This is a genomic window from Allobosea sp. UC22_33, assembly GCF_042700715.1.
Classification (GTDB): domain Bacteria; phylum Pseudomonadota; class Alphaproteobacteria; order Rhizobiales; family Beijerinckiaceae; genus Allobosea.
In genome coordinates, this window is record NZ_CP170556.1 from 2,600,453 (window position 1) to 2,621,856 (window position 21,404).

At 66.5% G+C, this 21,404-nt stretch carries 23 protein-coding genes; 14 read left to right on the forward strand and 9 right to left on the reverse strand.

Annotated features, from left to right (window positions below):
* Positions 1-59 precede the first annotated feature (59 nt).
* Complete coding sequence (locus ACFJGT_RS12275) at positions 60-1,664, forward strand: glucan biosynthesis protein (protein WP_377848776.1); 1,605 nt, start codon at positions 60-62, stop codon at positions 1,662-1,664.
* Positions 1,665-2,157: 493 nt separating this feature from the next.
* On the opposite strand, the gene ACFJGT_RS12280 is transcribed toward ACFJGT_RS12275, so the two are convergent.
* Entirely contained in the window at positions 2,158-3,534 is a 1,377-nt protein-coding gene (locus ACFJGT_RS12280; RefSeq protein WP_377848777.1) for a PleD family two-component system response regulator, read from the reverse strand.
* Between the two features lie 18 nt (positions 3,535-3,552).
* Entirely contained in the window at positions 3,553-3,921 is a 369-nt protein-coding gene (locus ACFJGT_RS12285; protein ID WP_061968283.1) for a response regulator, read from the reverse strand.
* Positions 3,922-4,053: 132 nt separating this feature from the next.
* Between ACFJGT_RS12285 and ACFJGT_RS12290 the strand changes: the two genes are divergently transcribed.
* Positions 4,054-4,344 carry a DUF3572 domain-containing protein gene (locus ACFJGT_RS12290; protein ID WP_293799900.1) on the forward strand — a complete coding sequence of 97 codons (291 nt, stop codon included), beginning with the start codon at positions 4,054-4,056 and terminating at the stop codon, positions 4,342-4,344.
* Entirely contained in the window at positions 4,341-5,690 is a 1,350-nt protein-coding gene (locus ACFJGT_RS12295; protein ID WP_377848778.1) for a DNA polymerase IV, read from the forward strand. Before ACFJGT_RS12290 ends, ACFJGT_RS12295 begins: the two co-directional genes overlap by 4 nt.
* Here ACFJGT_RS12295 and ACFJGT_RS12300 read toward each other — a convergent pair.
* The gene (locus ACFJGT_RS12300; RefSeq protein ID WP_377848779.1) at positions 5,647-6,492 is read right to left on the reverse strand and encodes a cell envelope integrity EipB family protein; all 846 of its coding nucleotides are present in this window, start codon (positions 6,490-6,492) and stop codon (positions 5,647-5,649) included. The two genes, ACFJGT_RS12295 and ACFJGT_RS12300, sit on opposite strands and share 44 nt — an antisense overlap.
* A gap of 194 nt (positions 6,493-6,686) precedes the next feature.
* On the opposite strand from ACFJGT_RS12300, the gene ACFJGT_RS12305 reads away from it, so the two are divergent.
* The 7 genes from ACFJGT_RS12305 to ACFJGT_RS12335 all read left to right on the forward strand — a co-directional run bounded on the left by ACFJGT_RS12305 (position 6,687) and on the right by ACFJGT_RS12335 (position 11,891).
* Positions 6,687-7,160 carry a RidA family protein gene (locus ACFJGT_RS12305; RefSeq protein WP_377848780.1) on the forward strand — a complete coding sequence of 158 codons (474 nt, stop codon included), beginning with the start codon at positions 6,687-6,689 and terminating at the stop codon, positions 7,158-7,160.
* Complete coding sequence (locus ACFJGT_RS12310) at positions 7,160-7,939, forward strand: glycerophosphodiester phosphodiesterase family protein (RefSeq protein ID WP_377848781.1); 780 nt, start codon at positions 7,160-7,162, stop codon at positions 7,937-7,939. The genes ACFJGT_RS12305 and ACFJGT_RS12310 overlap by 1 nt, the downstream gene beginning before the upstream one ends.
* Complete coding sequence (locus tag ACFJGT_RS12315; RefSeq protein WP_377848782.1) at positions 7,936-9,174, forward strand: GNAT family N-acetyltransferase; 1,239 nt, start codon at positions 7,936-7,938, stop codon at positions 9,172-9,174. The genes ACFJGT_RS12310 and ACFJGT_RS12315 overlap by 4 nt, the downstream gene beginning before the upstream one ends.
* Positions 9,167-9,943, forward strand: a complete 777-nt coding sequence (locus tag ACFJGT_RS12320) for a hypothetical protein (RefSeq protein WP_377848783.1) — start codon at positions 9,167-9,169, stop codon at positions 9,941-9,943. The genes ACFJGT_RS12315 and ACFJGT_RS12320 overlap by 8 nt, the downstream gene beginning before the upstream one ends.
* Before the next feature lie 76 nt (positions 9,944-10,019).
* Positions 10,020-10,448, forward strand: coding sequence for an HIT family protein (locus tag ACFJGT_RS12325; protein WP_199085392.1), 429 nt, complete (start codon positions 10,020-10,022; stop codon positions 10,446-10,448).
* 62 nt (positions 10,449-10,510) lie between these two features.
* Positions 10,511-10,981: a carboxymuconolactone decarboxylase family protein gene (locus ACFJGT_RS12330; RefSeq protein ID WP_377848784.1), complete on the forward strand. Its 471-nt coding sequence runs from the start codon at positions 10,511-10,513 to the stop codon at positions 10,979-10,981.
* Positions 10,982-11,000: 19 nt separating this feature from the next.
* Positions 11,001-11,891 (forward strand): sigma-70 family RNA polymerase sigma factor, encoded by an 891-nt coding sequence (locus tag ACFJGT_RS12335; RefSeq protein ID WP_377848785.1) that lies wholly within the window; start codon positions 11,001-11,003, stop codon positions 11,889-11,891.
* A 158-nt stretch (positions 11,892-12,049) separates the two neighbouring features.
* On the opposite strand, the gene ACFJGT_RS12340 is transcribed toward ACFJGT_RS12335, so the two are convergent.
* From ACFJGT_RS12340 to clpS, 5 genes are all read right to left on the reverse strand, one after another.
* Positions 12,050-12,409 carry an AzlD domain-containing protein gene (locus ACFJGT_RS12340; RefSeq protein WP_199085395.1) on the reverse strand — a complete coding sequence of 120 codons (360 nt, stop codon included), beginning with the start codon at positions 12,407-12,409 and terminating at the stop codon, positions 12,050-12,052.
* Complete coding sequence (locus tag ACFJGT_RS12345; RefSeq protein ID WP_377848786.1) at positions 12,406-13,128, reverse strand: AzlC family ABC transporter permease; 723 nt, start codon at positions 13,126-13,128, stop codon at positions 12,406-12,408. The genes ACFJGT_RS12340 and ACFJGT_RS12345 overlap by 4 nt, the downstream gene beginning before the upstream one ends.
* Before the next feature lie 144 nt (positions 13,129-13,272).
* Positions 13,273-13,569: a hypothetical protein gene (locus ACFJGT_RS12350; protein WP_377848787.1), complete on the reverse strand. Its 297-nt coding sequence runs from the start codon at positions 13,567-13,569 to the stop codon at positions 13,273-13,275.
* 7 nt (positions 13,570-13,576) lie between these two features.
* A complete protein-coding gene (clpA, locus tag ACFJGT_RS12355; protein ID WP_377848788.1) occupies positions 13,577-16,105 on the reverse strand; it encodes an ATP-dependent Clp protease ATP-binding subunit ClpA in 2,529 nt (842 codons plus the stop codon).
* A 46-nt stretch (positions 16,106-16,151) separates the two neighbouring features.
* On the reverse strand, positions 16,152-16,496 hold the full coding sequence (gene clpS / locus ACFJGT_RS12360; protein WP_377848975.1) for an ATP-dependent Clp protease adapter ClpS: 345 nt from the start codon (positions 16,494-16,496) through the stop codon (positions 16,152-16,154).
* Between the two features lie 275 nt (positions 16,497-16,771).
* Between clpS and kdsA the strand changes: the two genes are divergently transcribed.
* Positions 16,772-17,644: a 3-deoxy-8-phosphooctulonate synthase gene (gene kdsA, locus ACFJGT_RS12365; protein WP_377848789.1), complete on the forward strand. Its 873-nt coding sequence runs from the start codon at positions 16,772-16,774 to the stop codon at positions 17,642-17,644.
* Positions 17,637-18,860 (forward strand): MFS transporter, encoded by a 1,224-nt coding sequence (locus ACFJGT_RS12370; RefSeq protein WP_377848790.1) that lies wholly within the window; start codon positions 17,637-17,639, stop codon positions 18,858-18,860. The genes kdsA and ACFJGT_RS12370 overlap by 8 nt, the downstream gene beginning before the upstream one ends.
* Here ACFJGT_RS12370 and queF read toward each other — a convergent pair.
* A complete protein-coding gene (gene queF, locus ACFJGT_RS12375) occupies positions 18,845-19,300 on the reverse strand; it encodes a preQ(1) synthase (protein ID WP_377848791.1) in 456 nt (151 codons plus the stop codon). The genes ACFJGT_RS12370 and queF overlap by 16 nt on opposite strands.
* Positions 19,301-19,594: 294 nt before the next feature.
* Between queF and ACFJGT_RS12380 the strand changes: the two genes are divergently transcribed.
* Positions 19,595-19,918, forward strand: a complete 324-nt coding sequence (locus ACFJGT_RS12380) for a hypothetical protein (RefSeq protein WP_377848792.1) — start codon at positions 19,595-19,597, stop codon at positions 19,916-19,918.
* Between the two features lie 202 nt (positions 19,919-20,120).
* The gene (gene eno / locus ACFJGT_RS12385) at positions 20,121-21,404 is read left to right on the forward strand and encodes a phosphopyruvate hydratase (protein WP_377848793.1); all 1,284 of its coding nucleotides are present in this window, start codon (positions 20,121-20,123) and stop codon (positions 21,402-21,404) included.

Consider the following 21,404-nt stretch of genomic DNA (forward strand, 5'->3'; position numbering starts at 1 on the left):
CTGGTGTTCTAAAGGCGCCTGCCATGAGAGGCACGCCGTCATTCCAGGGGGAATCCGCTTTGTCCGTACCGTCTCGCCGCACGATGCTCGCCCTGCTCTCCAGCGCGTGCCTGCTGGCGAACCGCTCCGCGCGGTCCCAGGCGACCGCGGCATCCGCGAAAGCCTTCGGCTATGACGATGTCGTCCAGCAGGCGACGGCCCTGGCCAGGCAGCCCTTCGATGCCGAGAGCGCCAAGATCCCGGCCGAGCTCTCGAACCTGACCTATGACAGCTATCGCGAAATCCGGTTTCGCCGCGACAAGGCCTTCTGGCGCGAGAACGGATCGGATTTCCGCCTGCTGCCCTTCCATCTCGGCTTCCTGCACAACAAGCCGGTCCAGGTTCATATCATCAACCACGGCAACGCGATCCCGATCCCGTTCACGACCGGCCTGTTCGAATACGGCAAGGTGCCCGTCCCCAAGGGGCTCTCGCCGGCGCTGGGCTTCGCCGGTTTCGCTGTCACCACCAACCTGAACGACCCGAAGGTGCAGGACGAGGTCATCTCCTTCCTCGGCGCGAGCTATTTCCGGCTGATCGGCCGGGGGCACCGCTACGGCCTGTCGGCGCGCTCGCTGGCGCTGAATGTCGGCGGCGAAGGTCCGGAGGAATTCCCGTTCATGCGGGCACTCTGGGTGGAGGAGCCGTCACGCGACACCACAGAGCTCGTCATCTACGCCCTGCTCGATTCCCCGTCGGTCGCCGGGGCCTTTCGCTATGTCGTCCGTCCGGGCCGCGACACCCATATGGACGTCACCGCGACGATCATCCCGCGCCGGGAGATCGAGCGGATCGGCATCGCGCCGCTGACCTCGATGTTCCAGGCTGGCGAGGGCGATCTCGGCCAGAGAACCGATTTCCGCCCCGAAATCCACGATTCGGACGGGCTGATGCTGCAGTCCGGCGGCGGAGAATGGATCTGGCGGCCCATTCGCAATCCCAAGGCGCTGCGCATATCGAGCTTCGGCGACAAGAACCCACGCGGCTTCGGCCTGATGCAGCGCGACCGCGACTTCGGCAGCTATCAGGATCTGGAAGCACGCTACGATGCGCGGCCGGGCTACTGGGTCCAGCCACAGGGCGATTGGGGCGAAGGCCGGGTCGATCTCGTCGAAATCCCGACGGACAACGAGGCGTTCGACAACATCGTCGCGTGCTGGACACCCGGCAAGCCGCTACAGAGCGGGCAGACGGCCGAGTTCCGCTACCGCATCTCGGCGATCTCGACGACCTCGCACCTGCATCCCTACGCGCAGGTGCAGCAGACCTTCAACGGCTCCGACATCGAGGACGGCGTCGTCGACGGAAACGGCACCAAGCGCTTCATCGTCGATTTCGCGGGTGGCGACCTCGCCTATTATCAGAGCGAGCCCGATCGCCTGGAGCTGGTCGCGACGACGACGGCCGGCGCGATCACGACGAAGATCCTGGCGTTCAACGCGCCGCTGAAAGGCGTGCGTGCCATCGTCGACGCAACGCTGCCGGACGGTCAGTCGGCCGAGCTGCGCATGTTCCTGAGGGCGCGCAATCGCACCTTGAGCGAGACCTGGACCGCGACCTGGTCGGTTCCACCCGGCGACGCCGCACGGCCACAACCTCCGAAGAGCGATGCGGCCCGCAATTGAAGTCTCGCGAAGGGAAGCCGGCACCAGGCGGCCGGGATAGATGCGTCAAGTATTCGCGCCCGTATCGAGGAGCCTGAAATCTTGCAGCGGAAGGTGGTCGGCCAGCAGCGGCTCTGAGGAGGCCAGAAATCCGTCGCCGACCGACCGAGCCCTTCGGTTTCCCAGGAGATGCGGCGGACCTGAGCACCCGAGGGGCATTTGGGAGCGATCTCTGCGATCGCTGCGTTGCATGATCTCTACAATGCGACGCATCCGAATCAATCAAATCCGATCGATCGGAACCGTTCATCGATCGTTAACCCTACCGGCTAAGCTTAAAGCCCGCGGCAGCAGGCCCTGCTTCGCAGCGTTTCACGACCCGATATCAGCGGCTTCCGTCCACCGCCTGAGAACAAGCTTGAAGATGGCGTGAAAGACCCCGCCACGGACGCGCGGCTGACCGGTGGCGGCCTTTGGAAGCAGGGTTGCAGCTAGCGCGGGCGCCGCGCGACCGTTACGCCGCGCTGGCGACGATCACGCGATTGCGGCCGCTGGCCTTGGCCCGATAGAGCGCATCGTCCGCGCGCTTCATCATGTCGGCGGAGGATGCATCCCCGGCTCGCCGGTTGGAAACGCCGACTGAAACCGTCACCTTGATCTCGCGCGTATTGTTCTGGACGGCGAAGGGCGTGCCCTCGACCCGCTCGCGGATGCGCTCGGCGACGCGATAGGCGGCATCGCGCCCGGTATCGGGCAGCACGACCACGACCTCCTCGCCGCCCATGCGCGCAACGAGATCGATGCCGCGTGTGCAGGCCCGGACCCGGTCGGCGAACTCACGCAGGACCTCGTCGCCGGCATCATGGCCCCAGCTGTCGTTGACCGACTTGAAATGATCGATGTCGAGCACGAGCAGCGAGAGCGAGCGTGCCCGGAGCGCCGACTCGTCGAACATCACCGCGAGCCGGTTGTCCATGTAGCGGCGATTATGCAGCCCGGTGAGCTGGTCCATCACCGCCATTTCCATCGAGGACTGCACGCTGTCGCGCAACCGCTCGGTGAAGCGCTTGCGCCGCACCTGGGTGCGCACGCGCGCCAGCAATTCATTGCGGTCGATCGGGCGCAGCAGGAAGTCATGCGCCCCGATCTCCAGACCGCGCAGGATGCGATCGCGATCCTCGGTCTCGCCCATCAGCAGCACCGAGATGCTGCGGGTGCGCTCCAGCGAGCGCAACTGGCTGCACAGGCGCAGGCCGTCCTGCCCTTGCAGGTCGAGACTGACGACGACAGCGTCGAAATCGCCTTCCGCAGCACGCACGACCGCCTGCTGCGCGTCGCCCTCGATCTCCACGACATGGAAGGCCGATAGCGCGCTTTGGAGCCTGTCAGCGACGTTCGCACGATCCTCGACAACGAGGATGCGGCCGTTGAGGCCGGTCTCGGCGGCGGCCGTCGCGAGCGGGTCGGCGATACCGAGCCGGACCGAGGCGACGGCGCGGCTGCGCAACTCGTCGGTCATCGCCTTCAGCCGGGCGAGGCTGCGCACGCGGGCGAAGAGCGCGGTGTCGTCGAGCGGCTTGGTCAGGAAATCGTCGGCGCCGGCATCCAGCCCCTGCAGGCGGTCGCGCGGCTGGTCGAGCGTGGTGACGATGACGACCGGGATATGCGCGGTCGAAGGCGCGCCCTTCAGGCGGCGGCAGACCTCGAAGCCGTTCATGCCCGGCATCATCACGTCGAGCAGGACGATATCGACCTCGCCGCGCTCGCAGAGCGCGATCGCATCGCGCCCGTTCGTCGCCGTGACCACACCGAAATACTCGGCCGAGAGCTTGGCTTCGAGCAGCTTCACATTCGCGGGAATGTCGTCGACGACGAGGACGCGGGCGGTCATGGCTCTGCTTTCGCCGGCTCAGGCCGCGCCGGCATAGGTGCGAACGGTCTCCAGGAACTTGGCAACCGAGATGGGCTTGGAGAGATAGGCCTCGCAGCCGCCCTCTCGGATCCGCTCCTCGTCGCCCTTCATCGCGAAAGCCGTGACCGCGACGACCGGAATCGACTTCAGATCGTCATCCTCCTTGATCCATTTGGTGACCTCGAGCCCGGAGACCTCCGGAAGCTGGATATCCATCAGGATCAGCGCCGGATGATGCGTCCGCGCCAGCTCGATCGCCTCGATACCATCCGACGTCTTCAGCGTCGCATAGCCATGGGCTTCGAGCAGATCGTTGAAGAGCTTCATGTTGAGCTCGTTGTCCTCGACGATCAGAACCGTCTTCATCGGGCCGCCCTTCATTCGCGCCGGGAAGGCTCACGCCGAAGGCGGGCTTTCCAAATTGGCGGCGTCATCAGATGATTGCGTAACACGCGAGCAGTTGACGAAACGCAAACCGGATACGCGACTAAAGCCCCCATGATACGACGACCGACCACCGACGAGGCCGAGGCGCTCGCGCTCCAGGCTCTTGCCTTCCTGGCCTCCGAACCCGAGCGGATCGAGCCCTTTCTGAGCGTGACCGGCCTCAACCCGGCCAATCTGCGCCAGGCAGCCGGCGAGCCCGGCTTCCTCGCCGCCGTGCTCGACCATATCGGCTCAAGCGATTCGCTCCTGCTGGAGTTTGCCGGAAATTTAAGGCTGAATCCCGAAATCGTCGCCGATGCCAGGCGCGTCCTCGCCGGGCCGGAGCCGGACGACTTCTCGTGAGCGCGGGCGCGCCCTCGCCGCGCTGGCTCTGCCGCGACTGTCTCGCGGATCACGATACCGTCGGATCATCCAGGCGCTGCCCGGCCTGCGGCTCGCCGCGGCTGCTCAGCCATGCCGAGCGTGACACGCTCAGCCTCGCCCATATCGATTGCGACGCCTTCTACGCCACGATCGAGAAGCGCGACGACCCGAGCCTGCAGGACAAGCCGGTCATCGTCGGCGGCGGCAAGCGCGGCGTGGTCTCGACCTGCTGCTACATCGCCCGCACCTATGGCGTGCGCTCGGCCATGCCGATGTTCAAGGCGCTGAAGGCCTGCCCCGAGGCCGTCGTCGTCAAGCCGAACATGGCGAAATACGTCACGGTCGGCCGCCAGGTGCGCCAGCTGATGCGCGAACTCACGCCGCTGGTCGAGCCGCTCTCGATCGACGAGGCCTTTCTCGATCTCTCCGGCACGGAACGCCTGCACCATGCCAGCCCTGCCGTGACGCTGGCGCGCTTCGCGCGGCATGTCGAAGCCGAGCTCGGCATCACCATCTCGGTCGGCCTGTCCTATGCCAAGTTCCTCGCCAAGGTCGCCTCCGATCTCGACAAGCCGCGCGGCTTCTCGATCATCGGCCGGGGCGAAGCGGTCGCCTTCCTCGCGACCAAGCCGATCAGCCTCATTCCCGGCATGGGCCCGGCCGGCGTCGCGAGACTGGCCGAAGGCGGCTTCAAGCTGATCGGTGACCTGCGCGAAGCCCCGGTCGACAAGCTCTTCAAGCTCGCCGGCAAGGATGGCCCGCGCCTGAAGAACCTCGCCAACGGCATCGACGCCCGTCAGGTCACGCCGGAGCGCGAGACCAAGAGCGTCTCGAGCGAGACCACGCTCGACGTCGACCTCGCCCGTTTCGAGGAGCTGGAGCCGATCCTGTGGCGGCTCTGCGAGAAGACCTCGAAACGGCTGAAGGCACAGGAGCTTGCGGGGCGCACCATCACGCTGAAGCTGAAGACGGCCGATTTCCAGATCATCACCCGCGCCGCCCGCCTGCCCGAGCCGACGCAGCTCGCCGCACGCCTCTTCACTGCGGGGCGCGACCTGCTGAAACGCGAATGCAACGGCGCGCATTACCGCCTGATCGGCATCGGCGCGAGCGACTTCAGCCCGCCGGAGGCCGCCGACCATGGCGATCTCGCCGACACAGCGACGCCGCGTCTCAAGGCGATGGAAGGCGCGCTCGACAAGCTGCGCGCCCGCTTCGGCGACGAGGCGATCGGCAAGGGCCTGAGCCTGCGTTTACCGCAGCGCCGCTCGTCCGAGCCCGCTACTTCGCGCAAGATTCCTGAGGAAGAAGATCCAGACGCGTGAGCGTGCCGCGCAGCGCGAAGCTGCCGTAATCGAGCCGGATCGCGCCGGTGATACCGTTCTCGTAGAGCTCGAAAGCGATGCTGTAGGCCGGTGTCGATTCGCCGGAGCCCGCCTTGAAATACGAGATCGTCACCGGCCAGCGCGCCATCTTCTCGAATTCCGGACGCTGCAGCGGCTTTTCGGAGGGCGCGGCCTCGATCCGCTTCCCGATGATCGAGAGCGTGTCATAGACCTCCTTGCCCGAATTCGCGCCGTCATAGAGCCGGACGCTCAGCGTCTTCTGCCCAGCCCGCGCCGCCTGGATCACTGCCTTCATCTGTGCATTCGGGAACAGCGCGTCATTGCTTTCGCGATGCGTCTCGACCTTGGGCTGGCGCAGCTTCACCTCGTAGCCGCCATCGCTCTTCTGGGCCGTGCCGTCGACAGTGTCGGGCTTGGCGCCGCTGGTGGAGCTTTCGGTCTTGAAGCGGTAATTCGCGCCGTCGCCAGCCTCGAAACTAGTGGTGCGGGCGTCGATCAGGCGCGGGCCGGCCTCGGTGCCGAGCTGCGTCACCTGCCGGAAGGACAGCGCATAGCCCTCGCAGGCATCCCCGGTGAACTCGAAGGCGATGCGGCCCTTCGCGGTCTCGATATTGCCTGATGGCTTCGTGCTGTCGAGCACGAGGTCGTAGACCGCACGATGCGGCGCCAGCAACACCCGCTCCGACGCGCCTTGAGCCCAACCCGGCATCGCGGCCAGAACCAGCGCCCCTGCGAAAACCCCGCTCGCCTGTGCTGCGAGCTTCGAGACTGTTCCGTTCATGCGCCGCTTGTCCATCATGGCCTGTGCGAAATCTAGGTGCATTGCGGCAATGGCGCAAACATGGCGGCGGCACCGCTCTCGGCCGTCGCATCGGCCCTGCCCGCCCGGCATGCCCCGATGCTTGCGAGGGCCGTCCGCATCGGCCATGAAAGACCTGCCCGAAGGCACCCTGCCTCGCTCGCGGAGCCAAGATCATGAACGCCGCCGATACCCGCCTCGCCGAACTCGGCATCACCTTGCCTTCCCCGGCCGCGCCCATCGCCAATTACGTGCCCTATGTGATCACCGGCAACCTGCTGATCATCTCGGGCCAGATCTGCTTCGGGCTCGACGGCAAGCTCTCGGACAAGCACAAGGGCAAGCTCGGCGCCGAGATCTTCAACGAGGCCGGCCTCGAAGCCGCGCGTCTCTGCGCCATCAACGTTCTCGCGCAGGCCAAGGCCGCGCTCGGCGGCGATCTCGGCCGCATCGTCCGCTGCGTCCGCCTCGGCGGCTTCATCAATGCCGCCCCGCATTTCGCCGCGCTGCCGGCGATCATGAACGGCGCGTCCGACCTGATGGTCGAGGTGCTCGGCGACAAGGGCCGCCATGCCCGCTCGACCGTGGGCGTCGCCGAACTGCCGGCCGATGCGGCCGTCGAGGTCGAAGCGATGTTCGAGATCGCCTGATGTCCGCAGGGACGCTTAAGAACGCCGGCCGGACCGATCTGGGCTGGCTGGTGGCGAAGCCGATCGCCCATCGCGGCCTGCATGATCTCGCGGCCGGCGTGATCGAGAACAGCCCGTCTGCCGCCACGGCCGCGATCGCCGGCGGCTTCGGCATCGAATGCGACGTCCAGCTCACCGCCGATGGCGAGGCGGTCGTGTTCCACGATTTCGTGCTCGACCGCCTGACGGGCGAGGCCGGCGAAGTCGTCGCGCGCAAGGCGGCCGAACTCAATTCGATCACGCTGAAAGGCTCCAGCGACCGCATCCTGACGCTTTCGGCCTTTCTCGACCTGATCGGCGGGCGCGTCCCGCTCGTGATCGAGATCAAGAGCCGCTTCGACGGTGATCTCGCCCTGACCAAGCGGACCGTGGAGGTCGTCGCGGGCTACAGGGGTCACCCGATCGTGATCAAGTCCTTCGATCCCGCGATCGTGTCTGCGCTCCGCGAGCTGGCGCCTGAGATTCCGCGCGGCATCGTCGCCATGAACGCCTATGATTACGGCGACTACGACAAGCTCTCGGCCGACCGGAAGCATGCGCTCGCCAATCTCCTGCACTTCACCGAGAGCCGGCCGGACTTCATCTCCTGGAAGGTCACCGATCTCGACAGCGCCGCGCCCTATCTCTGCCGCAACGCGCTCGGCCTGCCGCTGATGAGCTGGACCGTCCGCACGCCGGAAGAGCGGCAGCGGGCCGCCGCCATGGCTGACCAGATGGTCTTCGAGGGTTTTCGCCCTTGAGCGAAGCGGAGGGCAGCGATCTCACCGTTCGTGTCGCGACCTCCCTCAAGGCCGTCCCCGCAGGCGCATGGAACGCCTGCGCCAATCCTCACGCGCTGGCGGGCGCTCTCTCGGCGCCCGCCGTGCCGTCGGGCGATCCGGCGCTCGACCGGGACAATCCCTTCGTCAGCCATGAATTCTTGACGGCGCTGGAAGACAGCCGCTGCGTCGGCGGCCGCACCGGCTGGTCGCCGGCCTATCTCCTCGTCGAGGACGATGCCGGTGAGCTCTTGGCGGCGTCCCCCAGCTTCCTGAAGAGCCACAGCCAGGGCGAATACGTCTTCGACCATAGCTGGGCCGATGCCTATGAGCGCGCCGGCGGGCGCTACTATCCGAAGCTCCAGGTCGCCGCCCCCTTCACCCCGGCAACCGGCCCGCGCCTGCTGATCGCCGACACGCCTCGCGCCGATGAAGCCCGCGCCGCCCTGATCGGCGGGCTGGAGGCTTTGCGCGGCCAGACGCAATCCTCCTCGGTGCATGTCACCTTCGCGCAGGAACCGGACATCGCTGCGCTTAAACAGGCCGGCTATCTCGAACGCAACGACCTGCAGTTCCATTGGCAGAACGAAGGCTTCGGCACTTACGACGATTTCCTGGCGACGCTGGCCTCGCGCAAGCGCAAGGCGCTGAAGCGCGAGCGGCGCGAGGCGCTCGCCAACGAGATCACGATCGAGGTCCTCTCCGGCAACGACCTCACCGAAGCGGTTTGGGACGATTTCTTCTCGTTCTACGAGGATACCGGCGCGCGCAAATGGGGCCGCCCCTATCTGAACCGCGCCTTCTTCTCGGCGGTCGGCGCGGCGATGGGCGAGCGCATCGTGCTGGTGATGGCCAGGCGCGCCGGGCGCTATATCGCCGGCGCGATCAACTTCCGCGGCGCCAACACGCTCTATGGCCGCAACTGGGGCTGTATCGAGGATCACCCCTTCCTGCATTTCGAGGTCTGCTACCATCAGGCCATCGATTACGCGATCGCCCATGGCCTTGCCCGCGTCGAGGCCGGCGCGCAGGGCGAGCACAAGCTGGCGCGCGGTTACCGGCCGGTCCTCACCCGCTCGCTCCACCATATCGCCGATCCCGGCCTGCGCCGGCCCGTCGCCGCCTATCTCGCGCAGGAGCGCGAGCAGATCGCGGCGGCCCGAGAGGCGCTCGCTGTCGAAAGCCCTTTCCGCAAGACGGAGACCGCCGATGACTGACGCTGCGCTCGCAAATCCAGTCTCAACGGCGCCCGTGTTCTGCGAGGACGACGAACTCGGCTATCGCCGCAGCCTCACCGATTTCACGACGCCGCTGACGCTCGACGAGAGCTACCGGCTGGCGCATCTGCCTTTGGTCTCGCCGAAGCACCCCGGAGTCATCGCCCGGCGCGAGGGCAAGTTCTACGAGATGGGCCGCCACCCGGTCGTCTATTCGCTGGTCCTGCCGGTCGAGGACGGCGCTCTGCGCGCATCCCCAGCCTTCGTCGCGCTAGAAAACGAACTAAAGGCCGCGCCCTTCGCCGGCAAGATCGCCTGGGACATCCTGCCGAAGCGTCAGGACCGCCTGCACGCGACGGTATGCGGTTCGCTCAGCCTCGAAGAGCCGCCGGCCATCACAACGGAAACCCGCGAAGCCCTGCGCAAGATCGAACCCTTCACGATCGAACTGCGCGGGCTTTTCTCCGGGAACGTCAATCGCGGCCGGCTCTATCTGCCGGTCTATCCGGAGAAGCGCGCCGGCCGCAACGCGTTGCAGGACGTGCAGGCCGCCTTCGGCCGGGCGCCGGGCGATCTCTGGCTCGTCGGGCTCTACAATCTCACCGAGGATCTCGATGCCGCCGAGACCGCCGCGCTCGCCGACATCGTCGCGCGCTGGTGGGGCAAGTCCCTGCTCAGCCTCACCGTGACGGAGCTTCAGGTGATGGGCGCGAGCGACGATCTCGTGCTTGACGCCCATGTCGAGACGGTCCTGCCACTCGGCGCCTGAGGCGTGGCCGTGGCCTTGACGCCCCGGCCGGGGCGCCTCAGCTTGCGCCCTCCTTTTCCGATCTGCCGGACCCGCCATGACCGCCTATGATCAATCCAACGTCTTCGCCAAGATCCTGCGTGGCGAACTGCCCTCCCACACGGTCTACGAAGACGCCGAGACGCTGGCGATCATGGACATCATGCCGCGCGCCGACGGCCATGTGCTGGTGATCCCGAAGGCACCCTGCCGCAACATCTTCGATGCCCCCGCCGATGCACTGAATGCGGTCGCGCTGACCACGCAGAAGCTGGCGCGGGCGGTGAAGGCCGCCTTCTCGGCCGAGGGCGTGACCATCCAGCAGTTCAACGAGGCCGCCGGCGGCCAGGTCGTGTTCCATCTCCATGTTCATGTCATGCCGCGTTTCGAGGGCGTGGCGCTGCGCCCCCATACCGGCGCGATGGAGAAGAACGAGGTTCTCGCCAGCAATGCCGAGAAAATCCGCGAGGCTCTGAAAAAAATCTGAGGGGCCATGTCACAGCGCGGCGCGCCGCCTCGTCTTGTCGTCATCAACCGATGGAGACAATCATGAGCCAACGCCTCAACGCCTTCCAGGTCGCGCCCGAAGCCTACAAGGCCATGCTGGTCCTGCAGGACTACGTCAACAAGTCGGCGCTGGAGCACAGCCTGATGGAGCTGGTGAAGATCCGCGCCTCGCAGATCAACCGCTGCGCCTATTGCCTGCACATGCATGTGCTCGATGCGCGCAAGGCCGGCGAGAGCGAGGCGCGCATCAACCTGCTCAATGCCTGGGAGGAGTCCGAGCTCTATACGCCGCGCGAGCGCGCCGCCCTGCGCTGGACGGAAGAGCTGACGCGCGTGGCCGAGCGGAGCCCGAGCGACGCAGCTTACGCGGAGCTCCGGGAGCACTTTAACGAGAAGGACAGCGTCGATCTGTCCTTCGCCATCGGTGCGATCAACACCTGGAACCGCATCAATTGCGGGTTCCGCACGCGCCACCCGGCCGACCGGCTGCGCCAGACAGAAGCTGCTGCCTGATGACACCGCCCCGGCGCGCATGACGGGCGCGGCCGCCAACCCCTTCGAGGCAAACCGGTCCTACCTGACCCGCCTCGCCTACCGCATGCTCGGCTCGCTCAGCGATGCCGAGGATGTGGTGCAGGACGCTTGGCTGCGCTGGCACGGAACCGCGCCCGAGGCGATCGCCAACCCGCGCGCCTGGCTTGGGCGCGTGGTGACGCGGCTCTGCCTCGACCTGATGAAATCGGCGCGGCGCAAGCGCGAGACCTATATCGGCGCCTGGCTGCCAGAGCCGCTGATCGAAACGATCGGCGCCGCTGCGAGCCCGGATGAGGCGATCGACGTGCCTTATGCGCTCCAGCTCGCGCTGGAGCGGCTTTCGCCATTGGAGCGCGCCGCCTTCCTGCTGCACGACGTCTTCGACCTGCCCTTTTCCGAAATCGCCGAAACGCTCGGGCGCAGCGAAGCCGCCTGCCGGCAGCTCGTTTCGCGGGCGCGCCGCCATGCCCGCGACGAGGACAGCCCGCGTCATCCGCTCTCGCCGGACGACGCCCAGCGCTACGCGAAAGCCTTCTTCGAAGCCGCCCACAGCACGGACGCCACGATCCTGAAGAGCATGCTCGCGCATGACGCGATCCTGCGCGCCGATGGCGGTGGCAAGGTCAATTCGGTGCTCAACCCGATCCTCGGCAGCGACAAGATCGGCCGCTTCTTCGAAGGCATCAGCCGCCATGTCGAACGGGAGGGCCGCTCGACCACGCGCTATGAGTTCGTGACGATCAACGGCCTGCCCGGCTATGTCAGCCTGGAGCGCGGCGAGACCGTACAGGCGATGGCGCTCGACATCCGCGACGGGGCGGTGGCCGCGATCTACATCATCCGCAACCCCGACAAGCTCGGCCATGTCCGGCGGTTGCTGGAAGCTTAGACAGTACGGACCACGACCGTCATTCCGGGGCTTCGCGTAGCGAAGAGCCCCGGAACCCGCGACCGGGTGAGACTTCTCACGCGGAGTTGCAGAGCGCTCGGCCCGTCGTGGATTCCGGGTTCGCGCCTCCGGCGCGCCCCGGAATGACAGCGTTGTGCCTAGCCCGCGAACAGCCAGACACCTGCGATCAGGACGGTCTCGCCGGCCAAGACCGCGAGCATCATCCGGCGCTTGTCGACGAACATGATGCCGGCAGCCGCCGCCAGCGCCGCGACGCGCACCAGGGCCGGAGCCGTCGCGAGCACGCCCGGCGGCGAGACGATCAGCTTGGCGACGATCCCTGCGAGCAGCGCGGTCGCAACCGCCCTCACCCATTCGAGCAGCGGCGAGTCGGTGGAAAGCCGGCGCGCGAAGCCGACCGCGAGCCAGCGCCAGATTTCCGTCGGCAGCACGGCGAAGAGCATCAGCGCGAGATAGGGCCAGAGCGGCCCGTCGAGCATGGCGATCGGCTGGGTCATGCCGGCCTCCGCTTCCGTCCGATCAGGAAGGCAACGCTCCCGGCGACGAGCCCCGCAACGATCAGGTCGAAGCCGCCGCCGATGAAGCGCTCGCAGATCGGCGCCAGCGCAAGGCCAAGCAGCAGCGCCGCCGCGTCGCCGCGATGGCGCAATCCGCCCATCAGCGAGACCAGGAAGAACATCGGCGTCAGGCAGAGCAATCCTGCCGCGAAGGGGATGGGCAGCGCGCCGAGCAGGTAGTAGCCCGCGAAAGTGCCGATCGAGCTCACCGCCATGCAGGTATTGGCGAAACCGAGGAAATAGGCGACGCGCTGATGCGGGGCGATGGCGGGCAGGCGCCGCAGGCCCTCGCTCCAGGCCGTGACCGCGACGTAATGTGCCAGGAAGAGCTGCTGCCAGATGCTCTGGCCGGGCCGGCGCAGCAGCGGCAGGATCGCCATCGTCATCGGCAGGAAGCGCAAGGAGGCGAAGGCGATCGCGATCAGGATGGCGCTCCAGGCCGCCCCCGCCGCGATCGAAGCGAAGAACAGCACCTGCGACGGGCCGGCCCAGACCAGGATGGTCGAGAGCACGGCGACATCGACGGGATAGCCGACATCGCGAGCGAGCGAGCCGATGCCGATCAATCCGAAGCCGACGATCCAGGCCGGCAGCGTCAGCGCATCGCGCATGCCGGCCAACGCCACGCGCTGCCAGCTCCAATCGGCGGATACGCTCATGAGATCATCGCTGCGGGATGGCTCGACTCAGGTTGCGGCCCGGAAGAACGAGCCGTTTCCTCTATCGTCCATGCACGCGACGCTTGCATAGGAGCCGGTAAGCCGGCCAGCCCTGCGATTGCTGCAGGGAGGGCGCCCCGCCCGTCAGCCCTTGCCGCCCTTCATCGCGATCGCGATGAGCTCATTGGCAAAGTCGATCAGCTCCTTCGGGATGCCGCCGACGGCCTTCACGCCGAGATAGATGAGGTAGCCGAAAGCCGGCACAAGGATCCAGCCCAGCACCTCCTCGAAGATCTTGCGGCGACGCCGGCGGCGGTCCCGCTTCTCGAACCAGCCGAGCTTTTCCTTCTTCGGCCGTGCGGGCGCGGCAGGAGTCGCCGGTGTCTCCTGAAGCACCTCGCCGCTTTCGGCGGCGAGGCTCGCGGTCTTGCGCTTGAACAACACGTTCTCAGGCCTTCGTCAGCGGAACCTTCGGCACGGTGCGGACGCCCTTGGCCGAGGCCTTCGGAGCACCACCGCCCGTTCCATCGGGGGGTCCGCCACCTTTAGGGCCTCGCCGCGGCGGAGTCTTGGTCGTTTTGCCGGCAGACGCAGCTTTCGCGCGCGGCTTCGGCACGCGCTTGGCCGTGGCAGCCTCGACATCCTTCTCCGGCTTGGGCTTGGCCGGCCCGTCCGGGAATTCGAGGCCGAGCACCTTGATGCCGGTCTCGGACTGGACGACGACGACCTTGACCGCGCCGCCGTTCTTCAGGCGCCCGAACAGCACCTCGTCGGCCAACGGCGTCTTGATGGTCTGCTGGATCAGGCGTGCCATCGGGCGGGCACCCATCGCCTCGTCATAGCCGTTCTCGACCAGCCACTCGCGCGCCTCGTCCGAGAGCTCGATCGTGACGTTGCGGTCGGCAAGCTGGGCCTCGAGCTGGAGCACGAACTTGTCGACGACGCGGGCGACCACCGTCTTCGGCAGATGGCCGAAGGAGATGACCGAATCGAGCCGGTTGCGGAATTCCGGCGCGAACAGCTTGTTGATCGCCTCGGTATCGTCGCCCTCGCGCTTGGTCCGGGTGAAGCCATAGGCGTTGCGAGCCATGTCGGCGGCGCCGGCATTGGTCGTCATGATCAGGATGACGTTCCTGAAATCGACCTGCTTGCCGTTATTGTCGGTCAGCTTGCCGTGGTCCATCACCTGCAGGAGGATGTTGAACAGGTCGGGATGGGCCTTCTCGATCTCGTCGAGCAGCAGCACGCTGTGCGGATGCTGGTCGATCTGGTCGGTCAGGAGCCCGCCCTGGTCGAAGCCGACATAGCCGGGAGGCGCGCCGATCAGCCGCGAGACGGTGTGGCGCTCCATATACTCGGACATGTCGAAGCGGATCAGCTCGACGCCGAGCGAGGAGGCGAGCTGGCGCGCGACCTCGGTCTTGCCGACGCCGGTCGGGCCGGCGAAGAGATAGCAGCCGATCGGCTTCTCGCCGTCGCGCAGGCCGGCGCGGGCAAGCTTGATCGAGGAGGACAGGGCCTCGATCGCCTTCTCCTGCCCGTAGACAGTGCGCTTCAGCGTGGTCTCGAGATTGCGCAGCACCTCGGCATCGTCCTTGGAGACGGTCTTGGCCGGGATGCGCGCCATGGTCGCGATCGCCGCCTCGATCTCCTTGACGCCGATCGTCTTCTTGCGTTTCGCCTCGGTCACCAGCATCTGCGAGGCGCCGGTCTCGTCGATCACGTCGATCGCCTTGTCCGGCAGCTTGCGGTCATGGATGTAGCGGGCCGAGAGCTCCACCGCCGCCTTGATGGCATCGTTGGTGTAGCGCAGCTTGTGGAACTCCTCGAAATAGGGCTTCAGCCCCTTGAGGATCTCGATCGTGTCCGGGACCGACGGCTCGTTGACGTCGATCTTCTGGAAGCGGCGCACCAGCGCCCGGTCCTTCTCGAAATACTGGCGGTATTCCTTGTAGGTGGTCGAGCCGATGCAGCGCAGCCCGCCTGAGGCCAGCGCCGGCTTGAGCAGGTTCGAGGCGTCCATCGCGCCGCCCGAGGTCGCACCGGCGCCGATCACCGTGTGGATCTCGTCGATGAACATGATCGCCTTCGGGTGCTGCTCGATCTCCTTCATCACCTGCTTGAGGCGCTCTTCGAAATCGCCGCGATAGCGCGTGCCGGCGAGCAGCGTGCCCATGTCGAGCGAGAAGACGGTCGCGTCCTCCAGCACCTCGGGCACCTCGCCGCGCGTGATCTTGAGCGCGAGGCCCTCGGCGATCGCGGTCTTGCCGACGCCGGGGTCGCCGACCAGCAGCGGATTGTTCTTCTGGCGGCGGCACAGGATCTGGATCGTGCGCTGCACCTCGGCCTCGCGGCCGATCAGCGGATCGATCCGCCCGTCCCGCGCCTTGCGGTTGAGGTTGACGCAGTAGGCGTCGAGCGCGCTTTCCTTTTTCTTCTTGTCCTTGTCCTCGGGCTGGCCCGGCTCGGAGCGCTGCTCGCGCTGCGGCTCGCCCTCCTCCTCGGACCCACGCACGGGCCGGCTCTCGCTGGCGCCGGGGCGCTTGGCGATGCCGTGGCTGATGTAGTTGACCGCGTCGTAGCGGGTCATGTCCTGCTCCTGCAGGAAGTACGCGGCGTGGCTCTCGCGCTCGGCGAACATCGCGACGAGCACGTTGGCGCCAGTCACCTCCTCGCGGCCCGAGGACTGAACATGGATCACCGCGCGCTGGATGACGCGCTGGAAGCCGGCGGTCGGCTTGGAATCGTCACGTCCGTCGGTGACGAGATTGGTCAATTCCGCGTCGATATAATCGACGAGGTTGCGCCTGAGCAGGTCGAGATCGACGCTGCAGGCGCGCATCACCGCCGCCGCGTCCTGGTCGTCGACCAGCGCGAGCAAGAGGTGTTCGAGGGTGGCGTATTCGTGACGGCGCTCGTTGGCGAGGGCCAGAGCCCGGTGAAGCGCCTGTTCGAGACTGCGCGAGAAACTCGGCAAGGGGCGCGCTCCTATCTGATTTCCAAAAGAACTCGATGACCCAAGGCTACTTCTTCTCCATCACGCATTGCAGCGGATGCATGTGCTTGCGCGCCAGATCCATGACGAGCGTAACCTTGGTCTCGGCGACTTCGTAGGTAAAGACGCCGCATTCGCCGACGCCGTTCTGATGCACATGCATCATGATCTGCGTGGCCTCGGAGCGGTCCTTGTTGAAGAACCGCTCCAGAACGTGAACGACGAACTCCATCGGAGTGTAGTCGTCGTTGAGCAGCAGGACGCGGTAGAGATTGGGCTTGCGCGTCCGCGTCCGGGTGAGAACGGCTGTACCGCTGCCCTCGCGCCCGTTGCCGTCGCTCGGCGGCTGGCCGCGCTTGGGGCGATCGGCCATGACCGGCCCGTTGCCGGTGATCGCGTTCACCGGACGCCTTGCCTGCCTTGCCTCGTACTGGCCTGACTGCATCATTCCCGTCCGCGCCGTATCCATCCTATCCTGCATCGCCACCCGAGATAGTGCTTCGCCTGCGAATTTACAGACCTCGCCGCTGCTTCGCCAGCCCGTTCGAAAGCAAACATGCCTCATCCGCTCACCGCAGGGCTGCCCTGACTTGACCCGACAGGGCTCGCAGACATAAGCCCGGCAGCCCGCTGGACAAGGACGCCGCCATGACTCCCAACGCCATCGTGACCATCGGTGAGGATCTCGCCCGCCCCGTGCGCTTCGGCAATGCGCTGCCGCTTGCCCTGATCGCCGGCCCTTGCCAGATGGAAAGCCGCGATCACGCGCTCGAATGCGCGCTGGCGCTGAAGGAGATCGCAGATGAGCTGAAGATCGGCCTCGTCTTCAAGGCCTCCTTCGACAAAGCCAACCGCACCAGCGTCAAGGGCGCCCGCGGCATGGGAATGAAGGCAGCCCTCCCCGTCTATGCCGAAATCCGCGAGCGTACCGGCCTGCCGGTCGTGACCGACGTGCATGAGGCCGACCAATGCGCGCCTGTCGCTGAAATCGTCGACATCCTCCAGATCCCGGCCTTCCTCTGCCGCCAGACCGACCTTCTGGTCGCTGCCGCGAAGACCGGCCGCGTCGTCAACGTCAAGAAGGGCCAGTTCCTCGCGCCCTGGGACATGGTCAATGTCGCGGCCAAGGTGACCGAGAGCGGCAACCCGAACGTGATGCTGACCGAGCGCGGCGTCTCCTTCGGCTACAACACGCTGGTTTCCGACATGCGCGCCCTGCCGACCATGGCCGAGATCGGCGCCCCCGTGATCTTCGATGCCACCCATTCGGTGCAGCAGCCCGGCGGCAAGGGCGCCTCGACCGGCGGGCAGCGCGAATTCGTGCCGGTGCTGTCGCGCGCGGCGGTCGCCGTCGGCGTCGCCGGCCTCTTCATCGAGACCCATCCCGATCCCGACAAGGCGCCTTCCGACGGCCCCAACATGGTGCCGCTCTCGGAGTTCAAGGGGCTGATCGCCGAGCTTCAGGCCTTTGACCGCCTGGCCAAGTCGCGCACGGCCCCGGCGGCCGTCGCCTATGTCTGAACCCGTTTCGCCGGCAGCCTCAGCGGAGACATCGCTTAGAACGCTCGTCCTCGTCCTGGGGGCCTGCGGCTTCGCCTCGACCTTCACCATGCGGCTCATCGATCCGCTGGTGCCGACGCTTGCCGATCATTTCGGCCGATCGATCGCGCAGGTCGCGGTGATGGCGACGGCGTTCTCCTTCTCATACGCTTTCGGGCAGCCGATTCTGGGGCCCATCGCCGACGCGGTCGGCAAGGTCCGCACGATCGGCACCTGCCTCGCCCTCCTGGTCCTGCTGTCGGCCGCCTGCTCCTTCGCGCCGAGCTTCGAGACCTTGCTTGTCCTGCGCGCCGCCAGCGGCATCGTCGCCGGCGGGATCATCCCGATCGCGATGGCGGCGATCGGCGATCGCGCGACCATGGCCCAGCGCCAGATCACGCTCGGCCGCTTCACCGTCATCATGATCTTCGGCCAGATGGCCGGCGCCGCCTGTTCCGGCGTGATCGCCGAGTATCTCGGCTGGCGCGGCGTCTTCCTGATGGCGGCCGGCATCGCCGCGCTCGCCTTCCTGATGCTGACCCTGACGATGCGGCCCCGCGCCGATGCGGTGCGCCGTCGTCCGACGCTGGGGGGCGCGATTGCGAGCTATGCGGCCGTCTTCTCGAATCCGCGCTCGAAGCTGCTCTATGCGTTGGTGATCACCGAGGGCAGCCTGATCTTCGGTATGCCGCCCTTCGTCGCCGCGATCCTGCAGGAGCGTGCCGGTATCGGCCCGTCGCTCGCCGGGCTGGTCATCGCGGGAACCGGCATCGGCGGGCTGATCTACGGTCTCTCGACCCGTATACTGGTCGACCGGATCGGCCCCGCCCGGATGCCGATCGTCGGCGGCGTCCTGATGGCGATCGGCTATGGGCTGTTCGCGCTGCCCTTCCTGCCGTGGTGGACCGCCATCCCGTTCTTCGTGGTCAACGGCTTCGGCTTCTTCCTGATGCACGGCACGTTCCAGGCGCAGGCCACCGAGCTCGCCCCCGGCGCGCGCGGTTCGGCGGTCTCGCTGTTTGCCTGCTCGCTATTTGCAGGCCACGCGCTCGGCCCCGTGCTGATGGGCACCGCGCTCCACATGCTCGGCACGACCGGCGCAGTCAGCCTTTTTGCCGTCGGGATCGGGCTGCTCGGCTTTGCCGCGCCGCGCATCCTGCCGATGCTCGGCGCGGCGGAAGCTCAGCGCCCGCGATAGGGCGCGACGCCCTGGTCGGGCAGCCAGAGGCCCTTGGGCGGCTCGCCCGTCTGCCAGAACACGTCGATCGGGATGCCGCCGCGCGGATACCAGTAGCCGCCGATGCGGAACCATTCCGGCTCCAGGAGATCGACCAGCGTCTTGCCGATCGAGACGGTGCAATCCTCATGGAAGGCGCCGTGGTTGCGGAACGAGCCGAGATAGAGCTTCAGCGACTTCGACTCGACCAGCCACTGCCCGGGCAGATAGTCGATCACGAGGATGCCGAAATCGGGCTGGCCGGTGACCGGGCAGATCGAGGTGAATTCCGGGCAGGTGAAGCGGGCAAGGTAGTTCGTGCCGGCATGCACGTTGGGCACGCGGTCGAGCCGCGCCTCCTCCGGCGAGGCGGGCAAGGCGCTGCTCTGGCCGAGCTGCAAGGTCGAGGCGTCGATGGTCATGGGATGCTCCTGGATTGGCGGGCGTTCTAGAGCATCAGCGGCCAATATGGGAACTGCCTCTGGACGCGCCGCAGATTCCGACATCGAAACCCGGGCCAGGCAATCCGTGGCGTCCTTGAATTGGCGGCGTCGCACCGCCAAACCTTAATGAAATAAGCTCTAAAAGATTCAAGTTTTATGTAATGAGATCGATATTTTTCTTAAATATTTCGCGATCTTCCACACGCTTGTTTGCGTGGTCACGCCTTAGGCTCTAGGTCGATTTCACGAAATCAGAAGCCTAGACCGAACTACATGATCATTGCTGGCATCTTGTTCCTGATCGGTCTTCTGATCGGCCTATCGCGCGGCTATCCGGCAATCCTTCTCGCAAGCGCCGCGATCACACTCATCGTCTTTCCGACATGGATCATCCGCGGCGAGCTCGGCCTCTTCGTCGTCCTCGTCTGGATCGGCTATCTCTTCGCGCTGCAGGCCGGCTTCCTGCTCGGCGGCTATCTCGGCCTGCCCGACGAGGCAGCGGACCTACCAGAACCAGACCGGCCGCCCCGCGAAGAGGCAAAGCCCCGCCCACCACAGCACAGTGAGACCGGACCAGAACAGGACAGAGGTGAGTGACGGCCGGCGGCGCACAGGCATGGTCTGGAACATGATCGTTTCCCGATGGGACGAAGCGTCTGGATGCCCGGACAATCCGCAAGCCACACGCCATCGGACCGCTGCCGCACCGTCACGGACCTGCGGATTGAGGCTTTCCCCGCGGCGGGCTCTTGGCTAGAAGCGCCCTATCCATCCCGCCCCGCCTCTCCCGGAGCCTGCCATGACCGCGATCATCGACATCATCGGACGCCAGATCCTCGATTCCCGCGGCAACCCGACGGTCGAAGTCGATGTCGTGCTGGAAGACGGCTCGATGGGCCGCGCCGCCGTTCCGTCGGGCGCCTCGACCGGCGCGCATGAGGCGGTGGAACTGCGTGACGGCGACAAGTCGCGCTATCTCGGCAAGGGCGTACTCAAGGCCGTCGAGGCGGTGAACGTCGCCATCGCCGAGGCGATCGTCGCCATGGATGCCGAGGACCAGACTGCGATCGACCAGACCATGATCGAGCTCGACGGCACGCCCAACAAGTCGAAGCTCGGCGCCAACGCCATCCTCGGCGTCTCGCTCGCCGTCGCCAAGGCGGCGGCCGAAGCCTCCGGCCTGCCGCTCTACCGCTATGTCGGCGGCACCTCGGCCCGCGTCCTGCCCGTGCCGATGATGAACATCGTCAATGGCGGCGCCCATGCCGACAACCCGATCGACTTCCAGGAATTCATGGTCATGCCGATCGGCGCGAGCTCGTTCGCCGAGGGCCTGCGCATGGGCGCGGAGATCTTCCACACCCTGAAGAAGAAGCTGCACGACGCTGGCCACAACACCAATGTCGGCGACGAGGGCGGCTTCGCCCCGAACATCAAGTCGGCCGAGGCCGCGCTCGATTTCGTCATGCAGGCGATCGAGACCGCTGGCTACAAGCCGGGCGAGGACGTCGCGCTGGCGCTCGACTGCGCCGCGACCGAGTTCTTCAAGGAGGGCGCCTATGTCTACGAGGGCGAGCGCAAGACGCGCGATCCCAAGGCCCAGGCCAAGTATCTCGCCAAGCTCGTCGGCAACTATCCGATCGTCTCGATCGAGGACGGCATGGCCGAGGATGACTGGGAGGGCTGGAAGGCGCTGACCGATCTCGTCGGCGCGAAGTGCCAGCTCGTCGGCGACGATCTCTTCGTCACCAACGTCACGCGCCTGTCGCAGGGCATCAGGACGAAGACCGCGAACTCGATCCTGGTCAAGGTCAACCAGATCGGCTCGCTGACCGAGACGCTGGCCGCCGTCGAGATGGCGCAGCGCGCCGGCTATACCGCCGTGATGTCGCATCGCTCGGGCGAGACCGAGGATTCGACCATCGCCGACCTCGCCGTCGCCACGAACTGCGGGCAGATCAAGACCGGCTCGCTCGCCCGCTCCGACCGGACCGCGAAGTACAACCAGCTCCTGCGCATCGAGGAAGAGCTGGGCGCGCAGGCGATCTATGCCGGCCGCAGCGCGCTGAAGGCTCTGGCCTGA